This is a genomic window from Aquirufa rosea, assembly GCF_004118285.1.
GTDB classification, from domain to species: domain Bacteria; phylum Bacteroidota; class Bacteroidia; order Cytophagales; family Spirosomataceae; genus Aquirufa; species Aquirufa rosea.
Window position 1 is genome coordinate 1 of sequence record NZ_SDHY01000002.1, and the last position, 23,023, is coordinate 23,023.

A 23,023-nucleotide genomic window follows, 5' to 3' on the forward strand; every position below is an offset into this window, starting at 1 on the left:
TAGATTCAGACAATGATACCATACCTGACAAGGTGGAGGCTGGACCAAATCCAAATAATCCACTAGACACGGACTCAGATGGAATGCCAGATTTCCAGGATATTGACACAGATAATGACACAATTCCAGATAAGCTGGAAGCTGGTAAAGATCCAAGTACTCCAATTGATACAGATAAAGATGGAACTCCGGACTTCAGAGATCTTGATTCTGACAATGATGGTCTATTAGACAGAGTGGAAGCTGGTCCAAACCCAGGTACTCCTTTAGATACAGATAAAGATGGTACTCCTGATTTTCAAGATACAGATTCGGATAATGATGGAATCTTAGATAGCATGGAAGACAATCTTGACTATGGAGGCTTAGCGGACTGTGATAATGATGGTATTCCAAATCGTCTTGATGCAGATGTTTGTCCTTCTTTCATCCCACAAGGTATCTCGCCTAATGGTGATGGCAAAAATGACAAGTTAATCATCCCAGGCATTTTGGGCACAAAGAATACCTTAACCATATTCAACCGTTGGGGTGAGGTAGTATTCGAAACCAAAGACTACAAAAACGATTGGGGTGGTGAAAGTACTAATGCGTTTATTCTAAAAGATGGTATACTTCCAGACGGAGTTTACTACTACATCGTTGACTTTTATGGTGTTAAACCAAATATTTCAACATACATCTTTATTAATAGACTTAAAGTGAAGTAATAATCACCATTGAAAACAGAAATAAAAATGAATACGAATCCATATATAAATTCGAACAGCACTAAACCATCCAGCATGCCTATCAAAGGCATGTTGATGGGAGTATTAGCTGCTATGCTAGTTAGCATTTGTTCATACGAGTCAAAGGGACAAATTGAGACCATGTACAGCTTGTACCGTTTCAATCCTCAAATCGTTACTCCTGCCCATGCAGGATCCACAGAAGTTTCGGACATCACAGTCATTAACCGCCGCCAATGGGCAGGCTTTGAAGGAGCTCCTACCACTTTTGCGGCTAGTTTAAACCAAAAATGGGGTGTCAATAAAGGAATTGGAGTGTTAGCACTTGTTGACCAAGCTGGTCCAATTAAAACAACCACAGTAAGTGCCGATTTCGCTTATCATGTATCCTTAAATGAAAAATGGACGATGTCGGGAGGTATTAGAGGTGGATTCGCCAATATGACTATCCAATGGTCTTCAATTCGCTTAACACATGGTGGTGATGACAACTTCCAAGAGGATATCTCTAGTGGATTAAAATTCAACACAGGTTGGGGGGTACGTTTCTCCAAGGGAGATGGATTATTTATTAGTGTATCACAACCAAGGGTACTTAAATATGATTTCGGTGCCAAAAGTGGAGCATATAAGGATGTTGACTATTTCTATTCAATGTTAGGTACCAAAGTTAGAATTGGATCACAGGTAACATTATACCCTAGCGCATTATTCCGAATTGCTACGGATGTTCCTTTGAGTTACGATGTTAACATTAATAGCCGTATCCGTGAAAGATTTGATTTGGGAGTAAGCTATCGCAAAAGTGATAGCTATGGCTTCCGAATCGGATTCCAGGCAACAAAAAACTTGTATGCAGGTTATGTATATGAACTACCAATTTCAGCCATCAGCAAGATTACCACTCAGACACATGAAATAGGCTTAAGATTTACCTTCAACAAGAAAAATACTGAAGAAACAAAATAGTAAGTATTAAAGACAGTAGATTAGAGAACGAAAACTGGAAAGCTAGGTTAATTTTTGATCTAGCTTTTTTTATTTTTCCTAAAGTAGTATTTCAATACCTATTATACAGAGAAACCAGTTTCCATCAATCCCGTCATTTAGTTAAAAAAAATGTAAACAATTGTGCAATTGAAAATCTATGTAAAGAATTAGTACGAGTATTATTTATCAGGTAGCCCAAATAGCTATAAGAAAATTTAACTACTAATTTCTTAGAGCTTAAACACAATTAAAATATCATTATAGACATCGATTTGAGCATAAAATCAAACTTTTGTAAAGAAAAGCTTAAATTAAATACCCTATGCTTTAATAAGTATACCCTTAACAATTCTCAGCAATTCATGCTCTATAATCGACTGAAATTCATCAATTTTCACCCCAGAAAAGCAAAAGATTTTTTTTGTTTTTAATTTAAAATCGAGAACAAATAATAATTATGTTCTATTTTTTAAATTCATGTAACTTGGTACCTTTGTTCAGCAATAAATAAATCAACGATTTACAATTGCAGTGTAATCAGTGTTCTACATGTTCTAAATTATGATGAAAACATCTTACTCTCAGCTCAACCCACGGTTCGGCGATTCTGTGCTAAAACCACAGAGAATTTTCAATCTGAATAAACTTGTCCTTCCTACTTTAATCACGAATTAAAGAAATCAACTTGTTCTCCAACATTGTTTTGTTGGTTAACGCTTACAGATTGTCCTAGGAAATCCAGGTATTTAGAAATTAGTTGTGTTCTACCATTTGATAAATGAATTCTATAGTTACTAGAAAATTGTTCTTAATCACCTCATCCATAAAAATGACCTCGACATTTTTTATGGTAGCTGGGCTAGTAATGAATTCTTGGGTAGTTTCTGCAAAAGTTAAAGTTTCGAACATCCATTCCATCATTTCTTTGCCGATTTCTGCAGATTCAAGCCTCAGAGGTAAGTTTGTAATTCCCAAGCACAATGGACATACATTCCGGACAGAAAACCTAGAAAACTTAAACATTATTCCACAAGGAATCACTCCCAATGGAGATGGAAAGAATGATAAATTGGTTATTGAGGGTATCACAGGACTAAAAAACAAGTTAAGCATCTTTAATCGCTGGGGAAACTTAGTTTTTGAGAAAGAAAACTATAGCAATGATTGGGGCGGAGAATACCTCACATCAGACTCTAGTAGCGATAGTAAACTTCTTCCAGATGGCATTTATTATTATGTCATTGATTTTTATGGGCAGAAGGAAAATATTTCGACATATGTACTCATCAACCGACTAGCTGTAAAGTAAAATAATATAATGTTCTATAATTATAAATTTATTAAACTGAGAGTAGATCAAAAAAGGCTAAGCTTGGGCCGCCTGGCCTTAGCTTACCTCCTTTTAGGTTGGATGCTCATAGTAAGTTATACCTCTCAAGCCCAAATTGAGAGTATGTATAACTTATACCGATTTAACCCACAAATTATTACCCCATCTCATGCCGGTTCTACTGAAAGCTCTGAAGTAGTTTTCATCAACAGGCAACAATGGATTGGTATTGAAGGTGCGCCAAAGACAGTTGCCGCCACAGCTAATATCAAATGGGGTGAGAAAAAAGGATTGGGAGTTGTTACCATGGTTGATCAAGCTGGGCCGGTTAAAACCACTAGTTTTGGAGCTGACTTCGCCTACCACGTTTCTTTGAATGAAAAATGGAAAATGTCGGGTGGTATTCGTGGAGGATTCTCCAATTTATCCTTGAATTGGTCTTCCATTCGCTTAGTAAATCCCAATGATGCCTTGTTTTCTCAAGATATGTCCACAGGATTGAAGTTTAACACAGGTTGGGGATTACGTTTCAGTAAAGGAGATGGTTTATTTGTTAGTTTCTCACAGCCACGTGTGTTTAAATATGATTTCGGTAATGCAAGCGGTGCCTATAAGGACGTAGATTATTTTTACACCATGATGGGTACCAAAGTAAAATTGGGAAATAATATCAATTTATATCCTAGCACCTTGTTTAGAATCGCTGCCGACGTGCCACTTAGCTGGGACATCAACTTGAATGCTCAAATAAAAGAGAAAATGGATGTTGGTTTGAGCTATCGTCATAAAGACAGTTACGGCTTACGTCTCGGTATGCAAGCCAGCAAAAAAATCTATTTGGGATATGTATATGAATTACCGATATCAAATATCAGTAAAATAAGTACTCAAACACATGAAATTGCCTTAAGATTCTCCTTCTTTAAGAAAGAAGTGGTCGCTCCTGCAGATGATGCTCCTGCAAAATAAATAAAATTTTCATCAATAAATAAGAAGAGCGATTCCCTTGAAATCGCTCTTCTTGTTTTAAAGCCAAGGCCTATTCGATACGCTGACTTTTAAACGGTATTTTCAATTTATTGGCTAATAATTGAATTAAATCCTTCTGATAAATTTGGGCCGATTGTTTGACCTCCCCCATAGGATCGACTTTAGCTCCTATCATCGCAAACCATATCTCATGTGAGTCTTGCACCTTCTTTCCATGCGATTTCCACTGATCCTTTTGAATATCTCCCCTACCATGATCCGTTGTTATTAATAATGTTGTTTTGCCTTTATACTCTGGATTTGACTCCACCCAATCCCAAATTTCCTTAATCCAAGCATCAAAATGATGCACCGCCTGTAAATAATGTTGATAAGCACCTTCATGTGCAAATTCATCTGTCTCCCCGTAGGAAATGTACAAAGCCTTAGGCTTCTTAGTCTTCAAGTACTGCATAGCTTGAAAATGAATAAATACGTCCTGGCTTTCTACATCGCCAAAAACTCGATACGACTGGCTAAGCATGTTAGAAATTAACTTCATTTGAGGATCAGAGTGCAAATCAGGGTATACATCATATCCGTTGATGACAGGAAAACCCGCCCTTTTTTCATTTAAAATTCGATCAAATGCATCCCAAGCGCCAAATGCAGCCACCCTATTTTTAAAAGCAGGTAATTGATTCAAGTATTCGAAAAAATTGGTATTGGGATTCGGTCTGTATTCATTGGAATTAATGGCTGTATCTACTTGCCCTGTCAATAATTCAGAATAACCTGGGTAGGAAAACCAGTATGGATTAGCCACATCTACTAGATTCCCTAAAGTTCTATTACCATGTATTTGACCCTTCTGAACCAATTCCCCCCAGAAAAAAGGCATTAACTTCTTTCTACGAACCCACTCATCATTATCCCAAAAATGATTGAAAATAGCCAAACTATCCCCTCGATGATAAAGTTTATTTTGGGCCAAACTAAGATCCATGCCCTTAAAAACCTCTTGCCATCGAAGACCATCTGTAGTGATAACTATCACCCGTTGATCTGAATTTATTTGAGCTAAACTGCTGCTTAAGCCAACCATTATCAGGAAGGCTATTTTCCATAATTGTGTCATCTTTTATCAATAATTAAAGTTTTCTGAATCGTTTAATCCGATGAAAAGTCAGATAATTGGCGTCGTGATTATTATGTGCACCCCCCATATTATCATCATAAGCTGTTCGGCAGGCCATCACGATATGTTTTCCCTGAAATTGCCAATCCACATATTGAAAACCATGTTTTACTTGATCTGGATGCTGAAATATAATCTTTTTAACTTCCCAGTTCTTTAAATCATCTGAACAGCATAAGGCTAAAGTATTTCTAAAGCTTGATGGATTTTTACCCGAATTAACAGCTTTGACCTCCTCAGGTATTACATTGGAAATAGTCCAATACTTATTAGAAACAGAATCAAAGCGAATTGAGAATTTCTTTGCCCCTCCTGGAAAACGAATAAATCCAGTTTGCGTATCGAAACTGGCCACTTGACCATCGGCACTAATTTTTACCATAGCCGCATATTCATCCATAGTAGATTTATTATCTACCCTCAATATATTCCACATTTGACCTTGACGATCCACCATTGCATTTCCCTCAATCCATGCTCCAAAATGATTCTCCATATAAGTGGAATCATAGGGCAATACATTAGTTTTTCGCCAACTAGATGCCAACATAGGATCTGCATCCAGAGGCATAGACATCATAAATGTGCCATACCTTTTTCCCCACTTTTTAATGGGACCCATGGCATCCTCCATGGCTCTCCACAATCGGCCATTGTACTCCAAAAATGGCATGGGTGCACAATGATACTCTCCTGCCAATAAGAGCCCATGATTTGCATCCACTGGCTCTGTCCAGGTATAACCTCCATCAGGAGAGTTTCGGATGATGGTGTTTCCATGGTGCTTATTGGTACCCATGAGGTACAATTTACCCCTAAATTGAAAAAGCTTTGACCAAAATTGACCCTGAATTTGGCTAATTTTCTGCCAACTTTTCCCTTTGTTTATGGAAAGATAAATGACAGATACGGCTGAACTGTGCTCAGTTGATTGAGGACCAAAAAAATCGTGTGAGGCTAAATAGTGACCATTATCAAGAATACAAATACTAGGTGAACCAATGTACTGTCCGCTGGCAGAAGCACTATGAGCAATAATAAGCCCAGGAACCTGGGCCACTAGCGAATTTACTTGACCACATGCCAAAACAATGAGCAACAGCCCCCAAGATAAAATTTTCATTTGATAAATAGGTTTTAAATTAAGTCTTGGGGGTAAATATAAGTTAAGAACCTGTTATGAAACAAAAACTCACCTTTTAAAACTTAAAACCTATATTTAGGCCTAGACCCCGCACCCCTACCCAAGGGCCGTCAGTATTGATTTGAGCATTATTGGCAGAAACTTTACCAATCGACTTAAACGGAGAAATATCCAAATTATCCACCTCTCTTTGTAATAAATCTTGCTCCTGTTGAGTTAAAGCTGGCTTAAATTCAGCTGTCAGGGTACCAGTGCTTGTCCCGAAATGAGCTCCGACAATCCAGAAATCTAAAACCATTTTGTTTTTCCATATTGGATACTGCACTCCAAACATCAGCCCCCCATTCATAGAAGTAATTTTACCTTTAAAATCACGATCTACAATACTAATCAACTGTCCATTTGTTTTATCCTCCACTGTAATAGGAGCCGTAATCTCATATATCAAATACCTTCCATAAGGAGCCACATAAAAGCCTTGATTTCCCTTAGAGCTAAAATAATATCGAATCTCTGGAGTGATAGCAGTATTACCCAATTGCAACCGCTTCAAATTGATGGATTGATCGTCAATTTGCTCAGAGATACTTTGCTCAAATGGCACATTTCCAAAAGGCATCGTTCTAACGCCTAATGAAAAAGACCAATGTTTACTCAAACTTCTTTCATAAGTAAAATTGTAATTCTTTAATAATAAGGAGCTTAGATTCACTTTAAAGCTATTTTTGGGTGAATTCTGGGCAAAAAGAAGGTTAGGTATTATAAGTAAAACACAAATAATTTTTTTCATTTCAGTAGATTGATGGTCGGTTAAAAATACATGGAATACGGCTTATATCTCATCCAGCAATGTAAACAGTTTTCAAATGAGCTTCTCTATAAGCGGCTTTTAAGAAACTATTTTTTATAAAACTTCATTACCTCAGGCAAATACTCTTTGATCTTTTGAATTCTTGTGGCGTCGGAAGGGTGAGTACTTAAAAACTCTGGAGGTGTTTCTCCCGACTTAATTTTCTGCATACGCTCCCAAAATGCCATAGCCTCAGTTGGGTCATAACCCGATTTAGCAGCCCAAAGTAAACCAAATTTATCAGCTTCTAACTCTTGCTCACGAGAAAATGGCAACATAATTCCAACTGTTGTACCAATGCCATAGGCACGCATGAAAATGCTTTGTGTTTCCTTGGGTTTTGTAGAAATAGCAGCCGATAGCACCGATGCGCCCAACTCTTGAATCATAGACTCGCTCATGCGCTTATTACCATGCTGCAATAAAGCATGGGACACCTCATGTCCCATAACAAATGCCAATGCCGTCTCATTTTTGGTAACTGGCAAAATACCCGTATATACTACAATTTTTCCACCCGGCATACACCAAGCATTTACTGTAGTATCATTCTTTACCAAATTATATTCCCATTGATATCCTTTTAAGAAATCCTTATTATTTTTCTCAGCAAAATAAGCCTCCACCGCCGCAGTGATTTTCTTGCCCACACGCTGTACCATCTGTGCCTGAGCATCTTTGGCTGGGGAAATCACCACGCTGGATTTTAAGAACTCCTGATATTGGGTCAATGAAAGAGCTTGAATTTCTTGTTCTGAAACTAACGATAACTGGCTCTTTCCAGTCAAGGCATTTTGTGCGCATGAAATCACCAATAAAGCTCCAAATAATAAAACACAGGTTAATATACCGTATACTCGAATAGAACGTTTCATATAAATCAGATTATTAATAGTCTGGCAAACAGAAATAATTTGTAAATTTAAGTTAAGCTGACTGATTTACCCAATTTATTAGATGGCTAATGCAAATTCAGATAAAAGATCACCGCCTATTTCCTTCAAATTATGTTGAAAAAAATCCTTTATTCCTTGCTGGGTTTGATACTGGTATTTGTACTACTTTCGATAGGAATATCTTTCCTATACAAAAAGGAGATCAAGGCGATGATTACATCGATTGCCAATGAAAAACTTAATGCCACCTTTCAATTTCATGACGCTTCTATCAGTCTCATCAAACATTTTCCAAACCTAAGTATTGAAATTGAAAACAGCTCTATCTTAGGGAATGAAGAATTTAGTCAAGACACCTTGGCAAGTATTCCCCAATTGAGTATTGAAATTGCGCCATTAGCATACCTATTTAACAATCAAATTGAAATTCAAGATATTAGCATCAATCAAGCAAAACTACATTTAATCATTCTCCCTAATGGAAAAATGAATTGGGACATTTATAAATCCCAACCCGAAACTTCAGCAGCCGCTAGTACTAACAAAGCTATAAATCTTGGCTTAAAACATTATCAATTGATCAACTCAGATATTCATTATACGGATAAAATGAGAGGCTTTTCCACACAATTGCTAGAATTGAACCATGAAGGCTCCGGGAATTTTTCACAGGATATTTTTACCCTTCAAACGAGTACTGAAGTGGGGAAACTAAACATCGAGTATTTAGGAAAAACCTATTTATCTGAGGTTAAAAGCAAACTAGAGGCCCCCATCGAAATGAATTTTTCCAAGAGGGAATTTGCCTTTAAAAACAATGACTTGTACTTAAATGACCTTCCTGTTCATTTTGACGCTAAAATTGTTATGCCTGACAGTTCCATTGATTTAGATATTCAATTTAAATCCCAAAAATCTCCACTGAAAAACTTCCTTTCCCTCATTCCATTACTTTACCAAAATTCCTTCAAGGACCTAACAGCGTCAGGAGACTTTACTTTATCTGGCTATGTAAAGGGTCGAATGACTGATACAAGTATGCCGGGATTTGGCTTGGAATTACTCGTGTCTAAAGGTGCATTTAGCTATGCCCAAGTGCCTGTGGGTGTGAAACAAATGGAACTGGACTTACAAGTTTCCAATCCCGATGGAGTGGTCGATCATACGGTGGTTGACTTAAAACAATTACAATTGATGATGAATCATCAGCCACTTCGGGCTAGCTTATTATTCAAGAACCCGATTTCCAATCCATACATCAAAGCAAGTCTGAAAGGGATGCTTAACCTAGGAGAAATAGCTAAAATCATTCCGCAAAAAAACACTCAAATGAGTGGAAGCCTGGATAGTGACATCCAATTGGATGGTTATGTGAAAGAATTTAAGCAGTCTAAAGGCAAGGCCAGTGGATATTTTAAGGCTCATCAAATTATCTACAAGATCAGTGAAACCCAACAAAATTTAGCCATTCATGAGGCAGCTGCCAGTATAAGTCCCAAATTTATCAACATCAGTAAACTACATGGGACTTTAGCTAATACCCGATTTGAAGCCAGTGGAAATGTAGAGAATTACGTGATGTACTTTCTTAAAAATGAAAAAATCATTGGTACACTACAATTAAATTCTCCTTTGGTCGACTTAAATGCCTGGGGAATAAGCCATGCTAAAGCGCAAACGAATAGTTCCAATCAATCCAGCAAGACAATTGCAAACTGGGAAATTCCGAAAAATATAAACTTCTCTTTCCGATCTAAGATTGATAAATTACTATTGAAAGATTTGGTCATCACACAAGCTCTGGGGGATATTCGAATAGCTGATCAGGTGGTTTCCTTGAAAAACTTATCTTTCGATTTAGCTAATGCCTCATGGAAATCTACGGGTACATTTAGCAAGGTGCAGCAGCATTTGCCTGTTATCCAGTTTGACTTTAAAATTAATAATCTCGATATTCAAGAGGCCCATAAATACTTCAGTTTAGTCCAGAAATTTGCACCTATCGCCGCCGCTGCGCAAGGAAAAGTTCATGTGGACTTTACTTACAGTGGTACGCTAAATAGTGATTTATCCCCTAATCTCATGAGTACCCAAGCGGTTGGAAACATGGATTTGATTAATTTAAATCTAAAAAAATCGCCAAGTTTCAATCAGATGCTTAGCTTAACCCGCTGGGAACAGCTGAAAAACCTTGAACTAAAACCTACTCATCTGAACTTTCAAATTCAGCAAGGCCGACTACAGTTTAAACCCTTTGAACTAAATAGTAATCTAACCAAATTTCACGTCAGCGGCTCCAATGGCCTGGATCAAAGTTTAGAATACAATATTCTAGCTGATATACCTGCCAAAACCCTCACTTCGGGAATAGCAACTAGTTTAAACCAACAATTGATGAAGCTAAATCCTAAGCTTGATTTGGCCAACTTACAGCAAGCCTTAAAAATGCAGTTGCAGGTGCGTGGAAACATTCAAAAACCTCAGTTCAAGGTCAATTTAGTCAATGGAAAACAAAATAACGCGCCAGTTTTGGTGGCAAGCCAAGCAAAAGAATTAGTTAAACAGGAAGCGAAACAACAACTCAATAAGCAATTGGATGAGGCCAAAATAAAGGCAGATGCCTTGAAAAAAGAAGCCGTAGTACTTTCTCAAAAAATTCGCCAGGAAGCTTATGCCAATGCCGACCGATTGGTGGAGGAAGCTAAAAATCCATTTGCCAAGATTGCTGCCCAAAAAATAGCTGAAAAGCTCAAAAAAGAAGCTGATAGAAAGGCAGATGCCCTATTGGAAGAGGCTGATAAAAAAGCACAGGAGCTTATAGAGAAGGCCCGTCAAAATTAACGAACCTTTCCATTGCCAAATTGGTCGCTAGCACGGATAGCCTTGCTGCCTCGAAAATCTATTTCCAGTAATTTTTCGCTGGAAACAGCATTATGCTGTTCGTCTTCCAAATGAAATAAGATCTTTCTACTAACAGGATCAATCACCTCTCCACTAGAAGGATAGGCATATTTACCATCCAAAGAGAAGCTTATCCAGCCTGGCATATCTTTCAAGGTTATGCTGGTTAATTGCTGATAGGGAGGATTGGCTTGAAACACATGTAAGCGCATGTTAAACCCATCACAAAGCCAAATTTCCCTTTCATCTGGAGTCAGGGCAATTCCATGACTCGGATTACCATGCCTTCGAACAGGTCCTTTATTCCAACCCTCTACCGAAATACTGGCTAATTGTTTACCCGTTGAGATATCTCCTACTTCAAATCCCAATAAACTATCTACCGTTACAAATGCTCGATTTTCCTTGCCATTCACGGTAAATGGACGCACAAAATTACTGAATGGCCCCACCTTTTGTAAAATGCTATGCTTTTGTGCATCTACCTGATACAACCAGGGATTTGCAATATCAGCCAAGTAGACATATTTCCCAGATAGTCCATACAAAGTATTATGAGCCCTTTTGAAACCCTTAATTTGTTGGATCATTTTCCCCGTTTCACAATCAAGCACCGTCCAGAAATCCTTTTCAAGAGACGGTAAATACATGGTTTTTCCATCAGGAGAAATCGACATCCGATCACAACCTCCCGGCATAGGTAATTCCCAAATAATTCGATCAGTCGTCAAATCAATCCTTTGCAAGGACTCCAAGGTACTGACATAAATACTTTGTAAAGGAATGCTGACCGCTATACCTTTTACATTGGAGGGCTTGCCATTGGGATGCAATCCTTGGGTTTTAATTCTTTTGACAAAGCGATGTTGCTTATCTATATCAAATACTAAAATACCATGCCCGCCATAACCCAAATAATCCCGAATACCCGGTGTAGCCACATACAAATACCGTTTGATGGCAGATTTTGGTTGAGCCTGTAAGACCTGACTTGCCAAAAAACTACAGCCAATAAAAAGTAGAAATAATCTTGCGTTTTTCATTTGTCTAGCAAAAAAAAATGAGATGAACATTTGGGCGCCCATCTCATTTGGTTTAAATCATATCATTCCATCTATTTTTTGTAACTGATCTTGAAGATGGTACCTCCCAAATCATCTGCTACATACAAGGAACCATCTGGACCTTGTGCCAATCCACATGGACGGTGCTGCACTGGACCTGTAGGCTTAGCTAAATCAATCCCAGAAAAATTATCGGCAAAAATCTCCCACTTACCGGAAGGCTTATTGTTTACGAAAGGTACAAATGCTACAAAATAGCCTTTTTTCATTTCCGTATTTTGACCATGAAAGGCCACAAATGCTCCATTTTTGTATCGTGCGGGAAACATATTCCCTGTGTAAAATAAGACATCGTTAGGTCCTAGATGAGCAGGGAATGCTACTTTAGGGTTAATTGATTTTTCGCCGGCTGTCTTTTTACCATCACCCCCATATTCAGGTGCTAAGATTTTCTTGTTTTGAAATTGGTCATAATAAATAATTGGCCAACCCGCGTCATCTCCCTCATGAATCTCATACAAACATTCTGCAGGAATCTCTGCGCTTTGTTTAGGCGTATAATATTGAGGATAGAAATCATGGAAAAATCCGCGACCATGTGAGGTAGCGAACAAGGTATTAGTTTTCGTATTCCAAGTAAGGCCTACAGCGTTCTTTAATCCCGTGATATAACGCTTTCCATCTTGAAACTTTTGTCCTAATTGCTCGGCCTTAAATTTCCAAATACCTCCCGCTGAATCAAGCACCGTACACGGCACCATTCCTTGACCAGTTCCCGGTACACGGCAAGCATCGTTCCAAGAACCAATGGTCACATACATATTGGATTGCTTATCAAAAACAAAAGGCTTGGCATTATCACGACCCTTGTCAATTAATCCGCTGACAATGTTTTCATAATGCTCCTTGTCTACCACCTCAAGCTTTTCGTTCATTTTAAATCGATTCACTCCGGAGTTTGAAGATGCATATAAATAACCGTTGTGAATTTGAATGCCTGTCCCCACAAAATCACCAAAATAGTTGATTTCATCGGCTACGCCATCTTTGTTAGCATCTTTCAGTTGAACAATGCCTTTACCATCCTTGAACTTGGAAAGTTTAGCATAGACATCGCCGTTTGCAGCCACAGTCAAGTGGCGGGTGGCGCCAAGGTTGGAAGCTAAAATCTTAGTACTAAATCCTGCAGGCACTTTAACGGCCGACTCTTCCACAACAGATTTTGTGTGGGGCTTATTGGACATTAGTGTACCCAAAGCTAGCACGGCCAAGGCAAACTGACTCATGCTTGATTGAAAGTTTTTCATGTGTAAAGGAATAGGGTAATTGATAGGTTATTAATTTTAAATTTCAATTTACAGAAATGACAACAAATTCCTAACTGTGTCTATACGTATATAAATGTTACACCCGCAAGAATACTTTCTTTTGGTACATAAAATAAAGGAAATACCATTTGATACCCGTATAACAAATGGCCATGGCTACCGCATTGAATGGGTCTCCTAGCAACTGCCCCAACCAATGAAACACACTGTCAGTGCTATATTCCCAATCAATAAATACCCCAGACATGTAAATCAAAATAGAGTTCATTCCAATAATACGGAAGAAAAAGGACCATTTTTGATAGCCTTTGACGTCGATGATGTAATAAAACAAAGACAATAATAACAAGCTAATACCGCCGACCAACAGAACAAATGAACTAGACCAAAGATTTTTGTTGATCGGGAAATCCAGATTCCAAATAAGGGACAATACCACCAACAAGGCACCCAAAATAGCCATGCGCTTCGTTTTTTGAATACCTTCACTCGCATCATTTCTCAAGTAATTGCCGGTCAAAATACCTAATAAACCCGTAGAAATAGCGGGGATAGTTGAGGTTAAACCTTCCGGATCATGGTTACCACGGTATAAGCGACCGGGCATCACTAAGCGGTCTAGGTAGGAAGCAAAATTACCCTCTTGACTCAAATCTCCCGCAGGAAATCCCGGAGCCGAATTAAACTTCAATAGTAAATAATAAAAGAGCAAAATACCTCCAAACCACATCGCTTGAATACTTGGCTTTTTCGTGTACAAATAAATAATATTCGCAAACATATAACCAAGCCCGATTCTCGCTAATACACTCCCAAAACGAATCTCCTCCAAAGGCTTAATCTCAAGTCCATTATTATATATAACCCCTAAAACAACTAATATTAGACCTCTTTTGATGACACGGAACAATAATTGTTCTCGGTTTTTACCTTTCTCAATTTCTTTGCCCAAAGAGAATGGTGTCGCTACTCCAGCCATGAATAGAAACAAAGGAAAAATTAAATCGTAAAAACGGAATCCATGCCATTCGGGATGAGAGAACTGATGCGAAAAGAAACCCCAAAATGGAGAATTCGTCGCCTTAAACATGGTGTGAAAAAGTTCATCAGCTCCCATGATCCAAAACATATCGAAGCCCCTTAGGGCATCCAATGAATAGAGACGATTTGAGCTTAAACTAGTTTGATCTAAATTAGGTAAGGTAGTCATATGGGTAGGTTTAGAATATTTGCAAAGGTATATAAATGAGCATATTTATGACATGAATTAAATAAAACATGTCAATTTAATTATGTTACGATTTTTTATTCTTAGCCTGAGCAGCTAGTTCCGTAATGGCATGCACCATTTTATCCAGGTCTTTAAGTCGGGTGTACACATGCGGAGTCACTCTCACACAGGAAATATTTTCCCAAACAATCCCCACGGTATGAATCTTATATTTTGTAAATAAGGCACTATCCAATTCTGGGATGGTCATTCCCTCTATGCTCACGCCTGCGATGGCACAGGAGTAGGCAGACTTAAAGGAAGTATGAATTTTGACTCCAGGCACATCTTTTACTCGGGTGGTCCAATAGTTCTTCAAATATCTAATCCGCTCCTCTTTACGCTTGGAACCAATGGCATTGTGGAAGTTGATCGCCTCACCGATGCCTTGCTCGATAGGAAAACTACGTGTACCCAAGGTCTCAAACTTACGGATATCCGCACCGCGAGGTTTGTCATTACATACTAATGGCCACACTTTTTCTATATTTTCCTTCTTGATCCAAAGCATACCCGAACCAATCGGTGCCGATAAAAATTTATGAAGAGACGTACCGAAATAATCACATCCTAAATCAGGAATTTTGAAATCTAATAAGCCAAACGTATGCGCACCATCCACTAATACCTCTATTCCATGTTTCTTGGCCATGGCACAAATCTTGGCTACGGGCATAATTTGCCCCACCCAGTTGATGATGTGAGTCACATGCAATAATTTGGTTTTGGGGGTGATGGCCTTCTCAAATGTTTCCACAATTTGAGCATCATTCTCGATAGGAAAATCAAAACTCAGTTGAGTATATACAATTCCATCCCGCTGTGCCCTTTGTCGCCAAGCATTAATCATATTGGGATAATCTTGCTTAGTCCCAATGATTTCATCGCCCGCCTTAAAATCCAATCCAAAAATCACCGTATTTAAGGCCTCCGTAGCATTTCTATTGATGGCAATTTCCTCCTTATCGCAACCTGCCAGCTCCGCTAATTTTTCCCGTAAAGGCTCTCTTCCCTGATCCAAAACCCGCCACATAAAATAGGAAGGGCCTTCGTTAGACAATTTATTATATCTCTCTACAGCTTCCTGCACGACGCGTGGACTTGGACTTACTCCCCCATTGTTTAAATTGATGATGTTAGGACTGGTAGTATATCCTTGCTGCACAAAAGCCCAGAAATCTTCATCCTCGGCTAATTGTGCTGGCGACAAATGCTGCTTGAAATCCAGCATTTGTTGGAAATCGGCCGCATGAGCTTGTTGAAATAAACTGGAAGCGGAGAAGGCGCCTGTCATCAAACCTAGGCTTTGCACAAATTTTCTACGGTTAGTCATATAGGTTTAAACTTATTTAATTATCAATAAAACAACACTTCATCCAGCTTTATAATCGCAGGATTGGCTTTGTCTTTTACGTAGTCTGGGAAACGCTTGATTCTTTTGGCCAGAACTCGGTAATGACTGAAATTGGTCTGTGGCAAATCCAAGTTAATGGCCTGCGGAGAATAGCCACCATTTTCTTTAGGTTGTTCTGGCTTAGCTACCACCAATTTCTTCAAGTTATTGGCTGAGTTTCCAGCCCATACTTCAATCTCCAGAGGAGGGAAAATATTGGAATCCTGTTTTCTTAAATAACTTAAAGTGATACCTCGAACAGGTTTTGCCTGCTTAAACTCAAACAGGGCATCCACATCATGTTGTTGAAAGCCCAACCAAGTATCATTGGCCAAGCCTCTGATATCACGCTTTCCTTGAATCAAATCTTTCAAAGTACTCCCACCTTTTGCCTGCCATTTAGGCTCGGGTTGAGTAATTAAATACACCGAATCTGGCACAAATCGATATTTGTAAAAAGTGTTTTTAACTACCTTACTAGCCCACCATCCAGCCTTTGTAGCTATCACTTTGACTACGGTATAATTAGGTATATCAATAGTCCCCTTGGTCACCAAAGTACCCAAGGAATCTGGTTCCTGATCTTTGTCTAGGGTATAATGTATACTAGTCCCTTGAATGGTATGCTTATATTGAACCTTATCTTTAGGTCCTAAAAAGAAATTTTCATTCACTAAAATGGGAGGATTAATCATCAGCTTTTCATCCGTTGGTACAAAACCTTCTTCCCAACGTATGGCGGGATAAGTCTTCCTCCAATGGGCAATCTGTTCAGCAGCAATGCCTGTATTCCACAAAAACACCTCCTTTAATTGAGGTAATGAGCCTAGTAAAGCTTGCAAATGACTCGCCGAAATGTTAGTTCCCGACAAGGCTAAGGATTGCAACTGTTTGTTGGCCGCAAGTACTTTCAGGTTAGGACCTTTAATTTCCGTAAAATTCAAATTTAATTTTTCAAGGTTTACAAATTGGCTCAGAAGGCCTAAATTCTCATCCTTTATGGGCATTTTTGCCAAATTGATTCCGACCAACTGATCCGCCACTTTGGAAAGGTTTTCTAAACTTTTCAGCTCAAATCGCTTGGTGACATAAAAATCAGCCTGCAAGGCAGGCGCATCACTGGAAAGCGGATAAACCGAGCAAAAGGGCGTATTAACTGATTGAATATCGGATTCACTGGCTGCGTCAAAGGGGTATTCCCTTTTTTGAATCTCAATTTGTATAGGTGCTGCCAATAACTTAGCAACCAATTGGGGAACCATGGAGGCAGCCGCATATTCTTTGATTTTTTTATCCACCAAAGCCCCATCTTTGACCCATGCTTCCAAAAGCAATAGCTCATCGGCAGTCAATTGAACCTTACCTTTAGGAGGCATGTGTTCCTTGTGCTCCAGAGGCAAATGAGCCCGCTTTAAAAATAGGCTTCCAGCCACATCACCAGCCTTCCACATGGCGCCATGTTTACCACCATGAAGCATCTTGCTTACAGAACTCATGTTCAACTGACCTTTCAACTTCTTATCATTATGGCAAGAAACGCACTTTTTCTCAAAAATGGGTTGAATAGCCCCTTCCAGTAAACTGGATTCTGGGGTTAGGGCGACTGGGGTATTGGATGCATTTACTAATTCCGTTAAATAATTTTCACCATGCGTAATATTGGCCCCGCCATGTCCGGCGATGGCTACCAAAATTAATCCCAAAGCAGCAGCCCAGCTGGATTGAGAAATAGAAAGGTACATTCGATCAAAGAGGACTAATAAAATCAAATAATACCAGGCAACGGCTAAACCAGCCCATTGGTGGAAAAAAAGTGGATCTTGTTCAAAACCAGATTCCTGCGACAAAAAGAAGCCCATCAAGGCAGAGAGCGCAGCACTCAAAGCCGTTAAATAAAGTACAAATCGAAAGGAGATATAAAATGCTTGTTCCCCCAAGGGTTGCCGAAGTAAATATGCCAAAGGGAGCAAGACGGCAAAACCAATGGGTAAATGCAAGATCAAGGGATGCAAACGGCCCATCCATTGGAAGACCATAGGCAAACTTACCTGCTCTTGCCAAAAAACTAAAAACAGCAATAAAGCATGTAGAAAAATCAGGCCGCTCAACAGAATGCTATACCAAGAAGATAAGTTTTCTCTATTCATCCTATCTATGCCAAAAGTCCTGGGATGACCTTACCCGATACATCCGTCAGTCGGTACCTTCTTCCCAAATGTTTATAAGTTAATTGCTCATGATTGATTCCCATCAGATGCAGCACGGTGGCATGAAAATCATGAATATTCACGGGGTCTTTGGCCACATTGTATCCAAATTCATCCGTCTCTCCATACACGGTTCCTGGCTTAGTACCTCCGCCAGCCATAAAAATACTATAAGCTCTTGGGTGGTGATCACGTCCGTAATTATCTGGAGTGAAATTCCCTTGACAATAATTCGTCCTTCCAAACTCGCCACCCCAAATAACCAAGGTTTCATCTAATAAACCTCTTTGCTTTAAATCGGTAATCAAAGCTGCGGAAGCACGGTCTACGTCCTGTGCTTGCATGGCCATTTCATTCGGCAGGTTTCCGTGAGAATCCCAGCCTTGGTGGTACAATTGTACAAAGCGCACCCCTGATTCAGATAATTTTCTGGCGAGCAAGGCATTGGCGGCATAAGTTCCCGGTACCAAGCAATCAGGACCATACATTTTAATAATATGGTCAGGTTCTTTAGAAAGATCAGTTAATTCAGGCACCGCAGTTTGCATGCGATAGGCCATTTCATATTGCTGTACTTTCGCTTGAATTTCAGGATCACCACTTTCATCAAATCCTAATTGATTTAACTCCGCCAAATGATCTAACATTCGGCGGCGGTCCTGCTTATCTACGCCATCGGCATCATTCAAATATAAGATGGGATCTTCGCTGGAACTAAAAACTACCCCTTGGTGTGTAGAATCTAAGAAACCATTGGTCCACAATTTGGAATACACGCCTTGTCCATTACCACGGCCTTTAGATAATAGCACGCAAAAAGCAGGCAAATTCTTATTCTCACTGCCTAATCCATAACTTAACCAGGCTCCCATACTTGGCCTATTGCCCACTTGTGCGCCAGTCTGCAAAAAAGTTAATGCCGGATCATGGTTGATGGCATCCGTATTCATAGTTCGTACGATACAAATGTCATCTGCTATTTTAGCAATATTGGGAAGCAAATCACTGATGTATGCGCCCGACTGTCCATGCTGCCTGAAATTATAATAAGACCCCATCAGAGGAAACTTGGTCTGACTGGCGGTCATACCCGTTAGGCGTTGTCCTCCCCGAATGGACTCCGGTAAATCCTGGCCCATCATTTTGTTTAACAAGGGCTTGTAGTCGAATGTCTCGTATTGGGAGGGTGCCCCATTTTGGCATAAATAAATAATGCGCTTGGCCTTAGGGGCATACTGAGCCAGCCCCAAAGGACTAGCTGACATATCTGTGCCATCTCCTTTCCAAATCTTGGGAATCAATAATGAACCCAATGCTAAACCACCAATTCCCGCGGCTGCCTTTCCGAAGAAATGCCTTCGCGTGATATTCAGTCTATTTTTCAAAAACTCATTTTCCATAGCTGAAATCGTTTAAACCCGCATTAAAGTTTCTTCCATATTATAAATCATCTGTATCGTTTGCATCAAAGCTGCTGTAAATGGGTTAAGCAAAGATGGTTCTACAGGATATTCCCCAATTTGCAGGAGCTTCTTAATTTTTTGTGGCCTCTTCTTGAACTCATTTTGCTCAGCCTCCAGGTATTTTTTCAAAATCGATAATTCCTTGGATTGGGGAGTCCTACAAACAATCTTTCTAAACACTTGACTTAACAGTTCATCCGTAGGCAACTTAAGCTTTAACATATTTTCTGCCAACACGCGGGCACTTTCTGAAACATGGGGATCATTCATCATGACCAAGGCTTGCAAAGGCGTGTTAGTCCTTCCTCGTTGCACCTCGCATTGATCTCGGTTGCTGGCATCAAAAATCAACATGGAGGGAGGAGGAACAGTACGTTTAATAAATACATACATGCCTCTTCGGTATAAATCTTTTCGATGGTCCTGTACATAGGTCATTAAGGAACCCCGACCCGAGGAGGCCACTTCCCAAATACCCTTGGGTTGATAAGGCTTCACGCTGGGACCACCTATTTCTGGATTGAGTAAACCTGAACTAGCCAATACGTGATCACGAACATTTTCGGCAGGTATCCGTAGACGAGGGGCATGGGATAAATAAACATTATCTGGATCCACTTTCAGGTGTTCTGACTTCACTACGGAGGATTGACGGTAAGTAGCTGATGTGACAATTTGCTTCACCAATCGCTTGATATTCCAATGGTGGGATTTGAAGTCTACGGCTAGCCAATCCAATAATTCAGGATGAGATGGTAATTCCCCTTGCATTCCAAAATCTCCCAAGGTTTTTACAATTCCCCTTCCAAAAAACTGAAACCATACCCGATTGACAAATACGCGTGAAGTCAATGGGTTTTGATCATCCAAAAGCCATTTGGCTAGACCTAAACGATTTTTTCCATATTTCTGTGGAGAATAAGGCAAAATGCTTTTAGGAATACCCACTCCTACCGGTTCCCCATGTGCATCATAATTTCCCCGATTCAATACATAAGTGGGACGCCATTGAGTAGAGTCCTGCATCACCATCACTTCCACAGCCGCTGTATCCCGCTTATTAATGAATTTCAAAATGGATGACACTTCCTGACTGGTAATTTTAATATTGGGAGGGTCAGCAAAGGAAGCATCGATGGTTCCAAACAAACCTTTTTCAGGCACTTGATTGAAAAAGGCAAAAGTACTGTAATAGTCCTTTTGTGAAATCGGATCATATTTATGATCATGACATTTGGAGCATTCAAAGGTCAATGCCAAAAATGCCTTCCCAAAAGTACTGGTTCGGTCATTGACATATTCTACGCGGTATTCCTCATCTATCACCCCACCCTCTTGGGTGATTTTATGATTTCGATTAAAACCCGTGGCAAGAACCATTTCTTTAGTGGCATGGGGAATTAAATCTCCGGCCAACTGCCAGGTTAAAAATTTAGCATAGGAATAATTCGAATTAAAAGCATGTATGACCCAATCTCTCCAAGGCCACATGGTACGCAATCCATCATCTTGATACCCATGAGAATCAGCATATCGGGCCACATCTAACCAATAGGTGGCCATTTTCTCGCCGTAATGTTTATTGCCAAGCAATTCATCCACGATTTTTTCGTAAGCGTTGGGACTAGTATCTTTCAAAAAGCGCTCCTGCATTTCTAAGCTTGGAGGTAAGCCCGTCAAATCAAAACATACCCGTTTGAGTAATCGCTCCTTGTCCGCTTCTTCACTTGGGCTCAATCCTTTCTCTTTCATCTTAACATAGGTAAAATGATCGATGGGATTACGTACCCAAGATTCATCCGCGTCAGGGATAGCAGGGGATTTAGGAACAATAAAAGCCCAATGTGGCTTGTATTTGGCACCTTGCTGAATCCATTTTTCTATCAATTCTATTTCCCGAGGACTGAGGGTCAAATTTGACTTCATGGGAGGCATTCGAAGAGAGGTATCTTTGGAAGTGATACGGGCCATCACTTCGGAGGCTTCTGGGTTTCCTGGTACAATGGCATGTGCTTTGGTATTATCTTTAAATGCAGCATAAGCTCCCTCTGGGGTATCTAATCGCAAATGGGCTTCCCTTTTATTAGCATCAGGACCGTGGCATTTAAAACACCGATCCGATAATATAGGGCGAATATGGTAATTATAATCAACGACATCAGGTAAGCTAGTATCATCTGCTTGTAAAGTGGTACATTGCCAAGAACTGTAGGCAAAGACACTAAGAATTCCAACAAGAAGTAAAAACCGAATGAATTGCTTTAACATATATAGACTCATTTATTTCCAAGATAAGCATTCCATTTCATTCAACTCTGGTCCTCCTCCCCGATTAGCACTACCAGCTACTACGTATATTTTACCTTTCCAATAAACAACGCCTGTTCCATGTCTACCTTGTTTTAAATTAGGTAAGCTAAACCAAGTTCCTTTTCTCGTATCTAGTACTTCTACTTCAGCATGACCTGGCACTTGCTTCACACTTTCCCCATTCATCACCACCAAATATGGACCGATTCCTAAAGAGGAAGTGCCCGCTCTTAAGGTAGGAAGCCCCTCTACCAAGGTAGACCATTGATTGGTTTTAAAGTCAAATACATCCACTTCCTTGATGCACAAATCTAACACTTTACCAATTTTAGCGTGGGAAGTCCGGCCTCCTGCCACGTAAGCTTTATCCTTTCCCACCATTACTGCTTGAAAATGATCTCTCGCCCTGGGTGCATCAGGTAGGACTTTCCAAGTGTTGTTTTTAGTATCATATTCATCAAACCAAGTTACGTGTCCATCGTAATGTCCATCGATAATGCCTGCGACTAAATAAATTTTAGTCCCACGAGTAAAAACACCAACGGAACCCCTTACACGTTCGGCAGGAATACTGGCACCTTGTCTCCAGGTTTTTGTTTTAGGATTGAAAATCAAAAAATGAGGTATAGGTTTTTCATGTGGATAGGAGCCTGTCAATGCCCCAATCACATAAATCTCATGCTGAAAAGAAATGGCTTGAAAATGATGAAACTCCATGGGAGCATCCGCTAAAACCGTCCAGTTGGATGTTTTGGGATCAAATTCTTCGATCGGACGATTACCTCGACCACCCAGAGCATAAAATTTTCCATCGCATTCCACCATGGAACTCTCATGTCTTTTTTGTGCTGGCTGTTGGGAACTTATTATTTGCCAAGAAAGATTTGTGTCCTGCGCAGACATCCCAAGTGAGATTAATCCCAAGCAAATCGAGAGAAACATTTTCATGGTTTAATAGGTTTAAAGTTCTAATGTAAAA

Annotated in this window: 17 protein-coding genes; 5 read left to right on the plus strand and 12 right to left on the minus strand. The window is 39.6% G+C overall.

Annotated elements, in window-relative coordinates:
- The 4 genes from ESB04_RS03020 to ESB04_RS03035 all read left to right on the plus strand — a co-directional run.
- Positions 1-710: gliding motility-associated C-terminal domain-containing protein (locus ESB04_RS03020; RefSeq protein ID WP_164969576.1), on the plus strand; the 710-nt coding region annotated here is incomplete at its 5' end.
- A gap of 27 nt (positions 711-737) precedes the next feature.
- Positions 738-1,700: a PorP/SprF family type IX secretion system membrane protein gene (locus tag ESB04_RS03025; protein WP_129026158.1), complete on the plus strand. Its 963-nt coding sequence runs from the start codon at positions 738-740 to the stop codon at positions 1,698-1,700.
- Between the two features lie 850 nt (positions 1,701-2,550).
- The gene (locus ESB04_RS03030; protein WP_164969577.1) at positions 2,551-3,030 is read left to right on the plus strand and encodes a gliding motility-associated C-terminal domain-containing protein; all 480 of its coding nucleotides are present in this window, start codon (positions 2,551-2,553) and stop codon (positions 3,028-3,030) included.
- Between the two features lie 9 nt (positions 3,031-3,039).
- A complete protein-coding gene (locus ESB04_RS03035; protein WP_129026162.1) occupies positions 3,040-4,020 on the plus strand; it encodes a PorP/SprF family type IX secretion system membrane protein in 981 nt (326 codons plus the stop codon).
- A gap of 70 nt (positions 4,021-4,090) precedes the next feature.
- Here ESB04_RS03035 and ESB04_RS03040 read toward each other — a convergent pair whose 3' ends face one another.
- From ESB04_RS03040 to ESB04_RS03055, 4 genes are all read right to left on the minus strand, one after another.
- Positions 4,091-5,158 (minus strand): alkaline phosphatase family protein, encoded by a 1,068-nt coding sequence (locus ESB04_RS03040; RefSeq protein ID WP_129026164.1) that lies wholly within the window; start codon positions 5,156-5,158, stop codon positions 4,091-4,093.
- Positions 5,159-5,171: 13 nt separating this feature from the next.
- Entirely contained in the window at positions 5,172-6,341 is a 1,170-nt protein-coding gene (locus ESB04_RS03045; protein ID WP_205749465.1) for a sialidase family protein, read from the minus strand.
- A gap of 76 nt (positions 6,342-6,417) precedes the next feature.
- Positions 6,418-7,152, minus strand: a complete 735-nt coding sequence (locus ESB04_RS03050) for a DUF3575 domain-containing protein (RefSeq protein ID WP_129026166.1) — start codon at positions 7,150-7,152, stop codon at positions 6,418-6,420.
- Between the two features lie 107 nt (positions 7,153-7,259).
- Entirely contained in the window at positions 7,260-8,087 is an 828-nt protein-coding gene (locus tag ESB04_RS03055; protein ID WP_129026168.1) for a M48 family metallopeptidase, read from the minus strand.
- 132 nt (positions 8,088-8,219) lie between these two features.
- Between ESB04_RS03055 and ESB04_RS03060 the strand changes: the two genes are divergently transcribed.
- Complete coding sequence (locus ESB04_RS03060; RefSeq protein ID WP_129026170.1) at positions 8,220-10,949, plus strand: AsmA family protein; 2,730 nt, start codon at positions 8,220-8,222, stop codon at positions 10,947-10,949.
- On the opposite strand, the gene ESB04_RS03065 is transcribed toward ESB04_RS03060, so the two are convergent.
- From ESB04_RS03065 to ESB04_RS03100, 8 genes are all read right to left on the minus strand, one after another.
- Positions 10,946-12,052 carry a YncE family protein gene (locus tag ESB04_RS03065; protein ID WP_205749466.1) on the minus strand — a complete coding sequence of 369 codons (1,107 nt, stop codon included), beginning with the start codon at positions 12,050-12,052 and terminating at the stop codon, positions 10,946-10,948. The two genes, ESB04_RS03060 and ESB04_RS03065, sit on opposite strands and share 4 nt — an antisense overlap.
- Before the next feature lie 71 nt (positions 12,053-12,123).
- Positions 12,124-13,380, minus strand: coding sequence for a PQQ-dependent sugar dehydrogenase (locus ESB04_RS03070; protein ID WP_129026172.1), 1,257 nt, complete (start codon positions 13,378-13,380; stop codon positions 12,124-12,126).
- 97 nt (positions 13,381-13,477) lie between these two features.
- Complete coding sequence (locus ESB04_RS03075; RefSeq protein WP_129026174.1) at positions 13,478-14,611, minus strand: acyltransferase family protein; 1,134 nt, start codon at positions 14,609-14,611, stop codon at positions 13,478-13,480.
- 85 nt (positions 14,612-14,696) lie between these two features.
- A complete protein-coding gene (locus ESB04_RS03080; protein WP_129026176.1) occupies positions 14,697-16,004 on the minus strand; it encodes an aminotransferase class V-fold PLP-dependent enzyme in 1,308 nt (435 codons plus the stop codon).
- A gap of 23 nt (positions 16,005-16,027) precedes the next feature.
- A complete protein-coding gene (locus ESB04_RS03085) occupies positions 16,028-18,211 on the minus strand; it encodes a c-type cytochrome domain-containing protein (RefSeq protein ID WP_129026177.1) in 2,184 nt (727 codons plus the stop codon).
- A gap of 5 nt (positions 18,212-18,216) precedes the next feature.
- Positions 18,217-19,671, minus strand: a complete 1,455-nt coding sequence (locus ESB04_RS03090) for a DUF1501 domain-containing protein (protein WP_129026179.1) — start codon at positions 19,669-19,671, stop codon at positions 18,217-18,219.
- Positions 19,672-19,683: 12 nt separating this feature from the next.
- Positions 19,684-22,002, minus strand: a complete 2,319-nt coding sequence (locus ESB04_RS03095) for a PSD1 and planctomycete cytochrome C domain-containing protein (protein WP_129026181.1) — start codon at positions 22,000-22,002, stop codon at positions 19,684-19,686.
- 12 nt (positions 22,003-22,014) lie between these two features.
- The gene (locus tag ESB04_RS03100; protein ID WP_129026183.1) at positions 22,015-22,992 is read right to left on the minus strand and encodes a Kelch repeat-containing protein; all 978 of its coding nucleotides are present in this window, start codon (positions 22,990-22,992) and stop codon (positions 22,015-22,017) included.
- Positions 22,993-23,023: the final 31 nt, after the last annotated feature.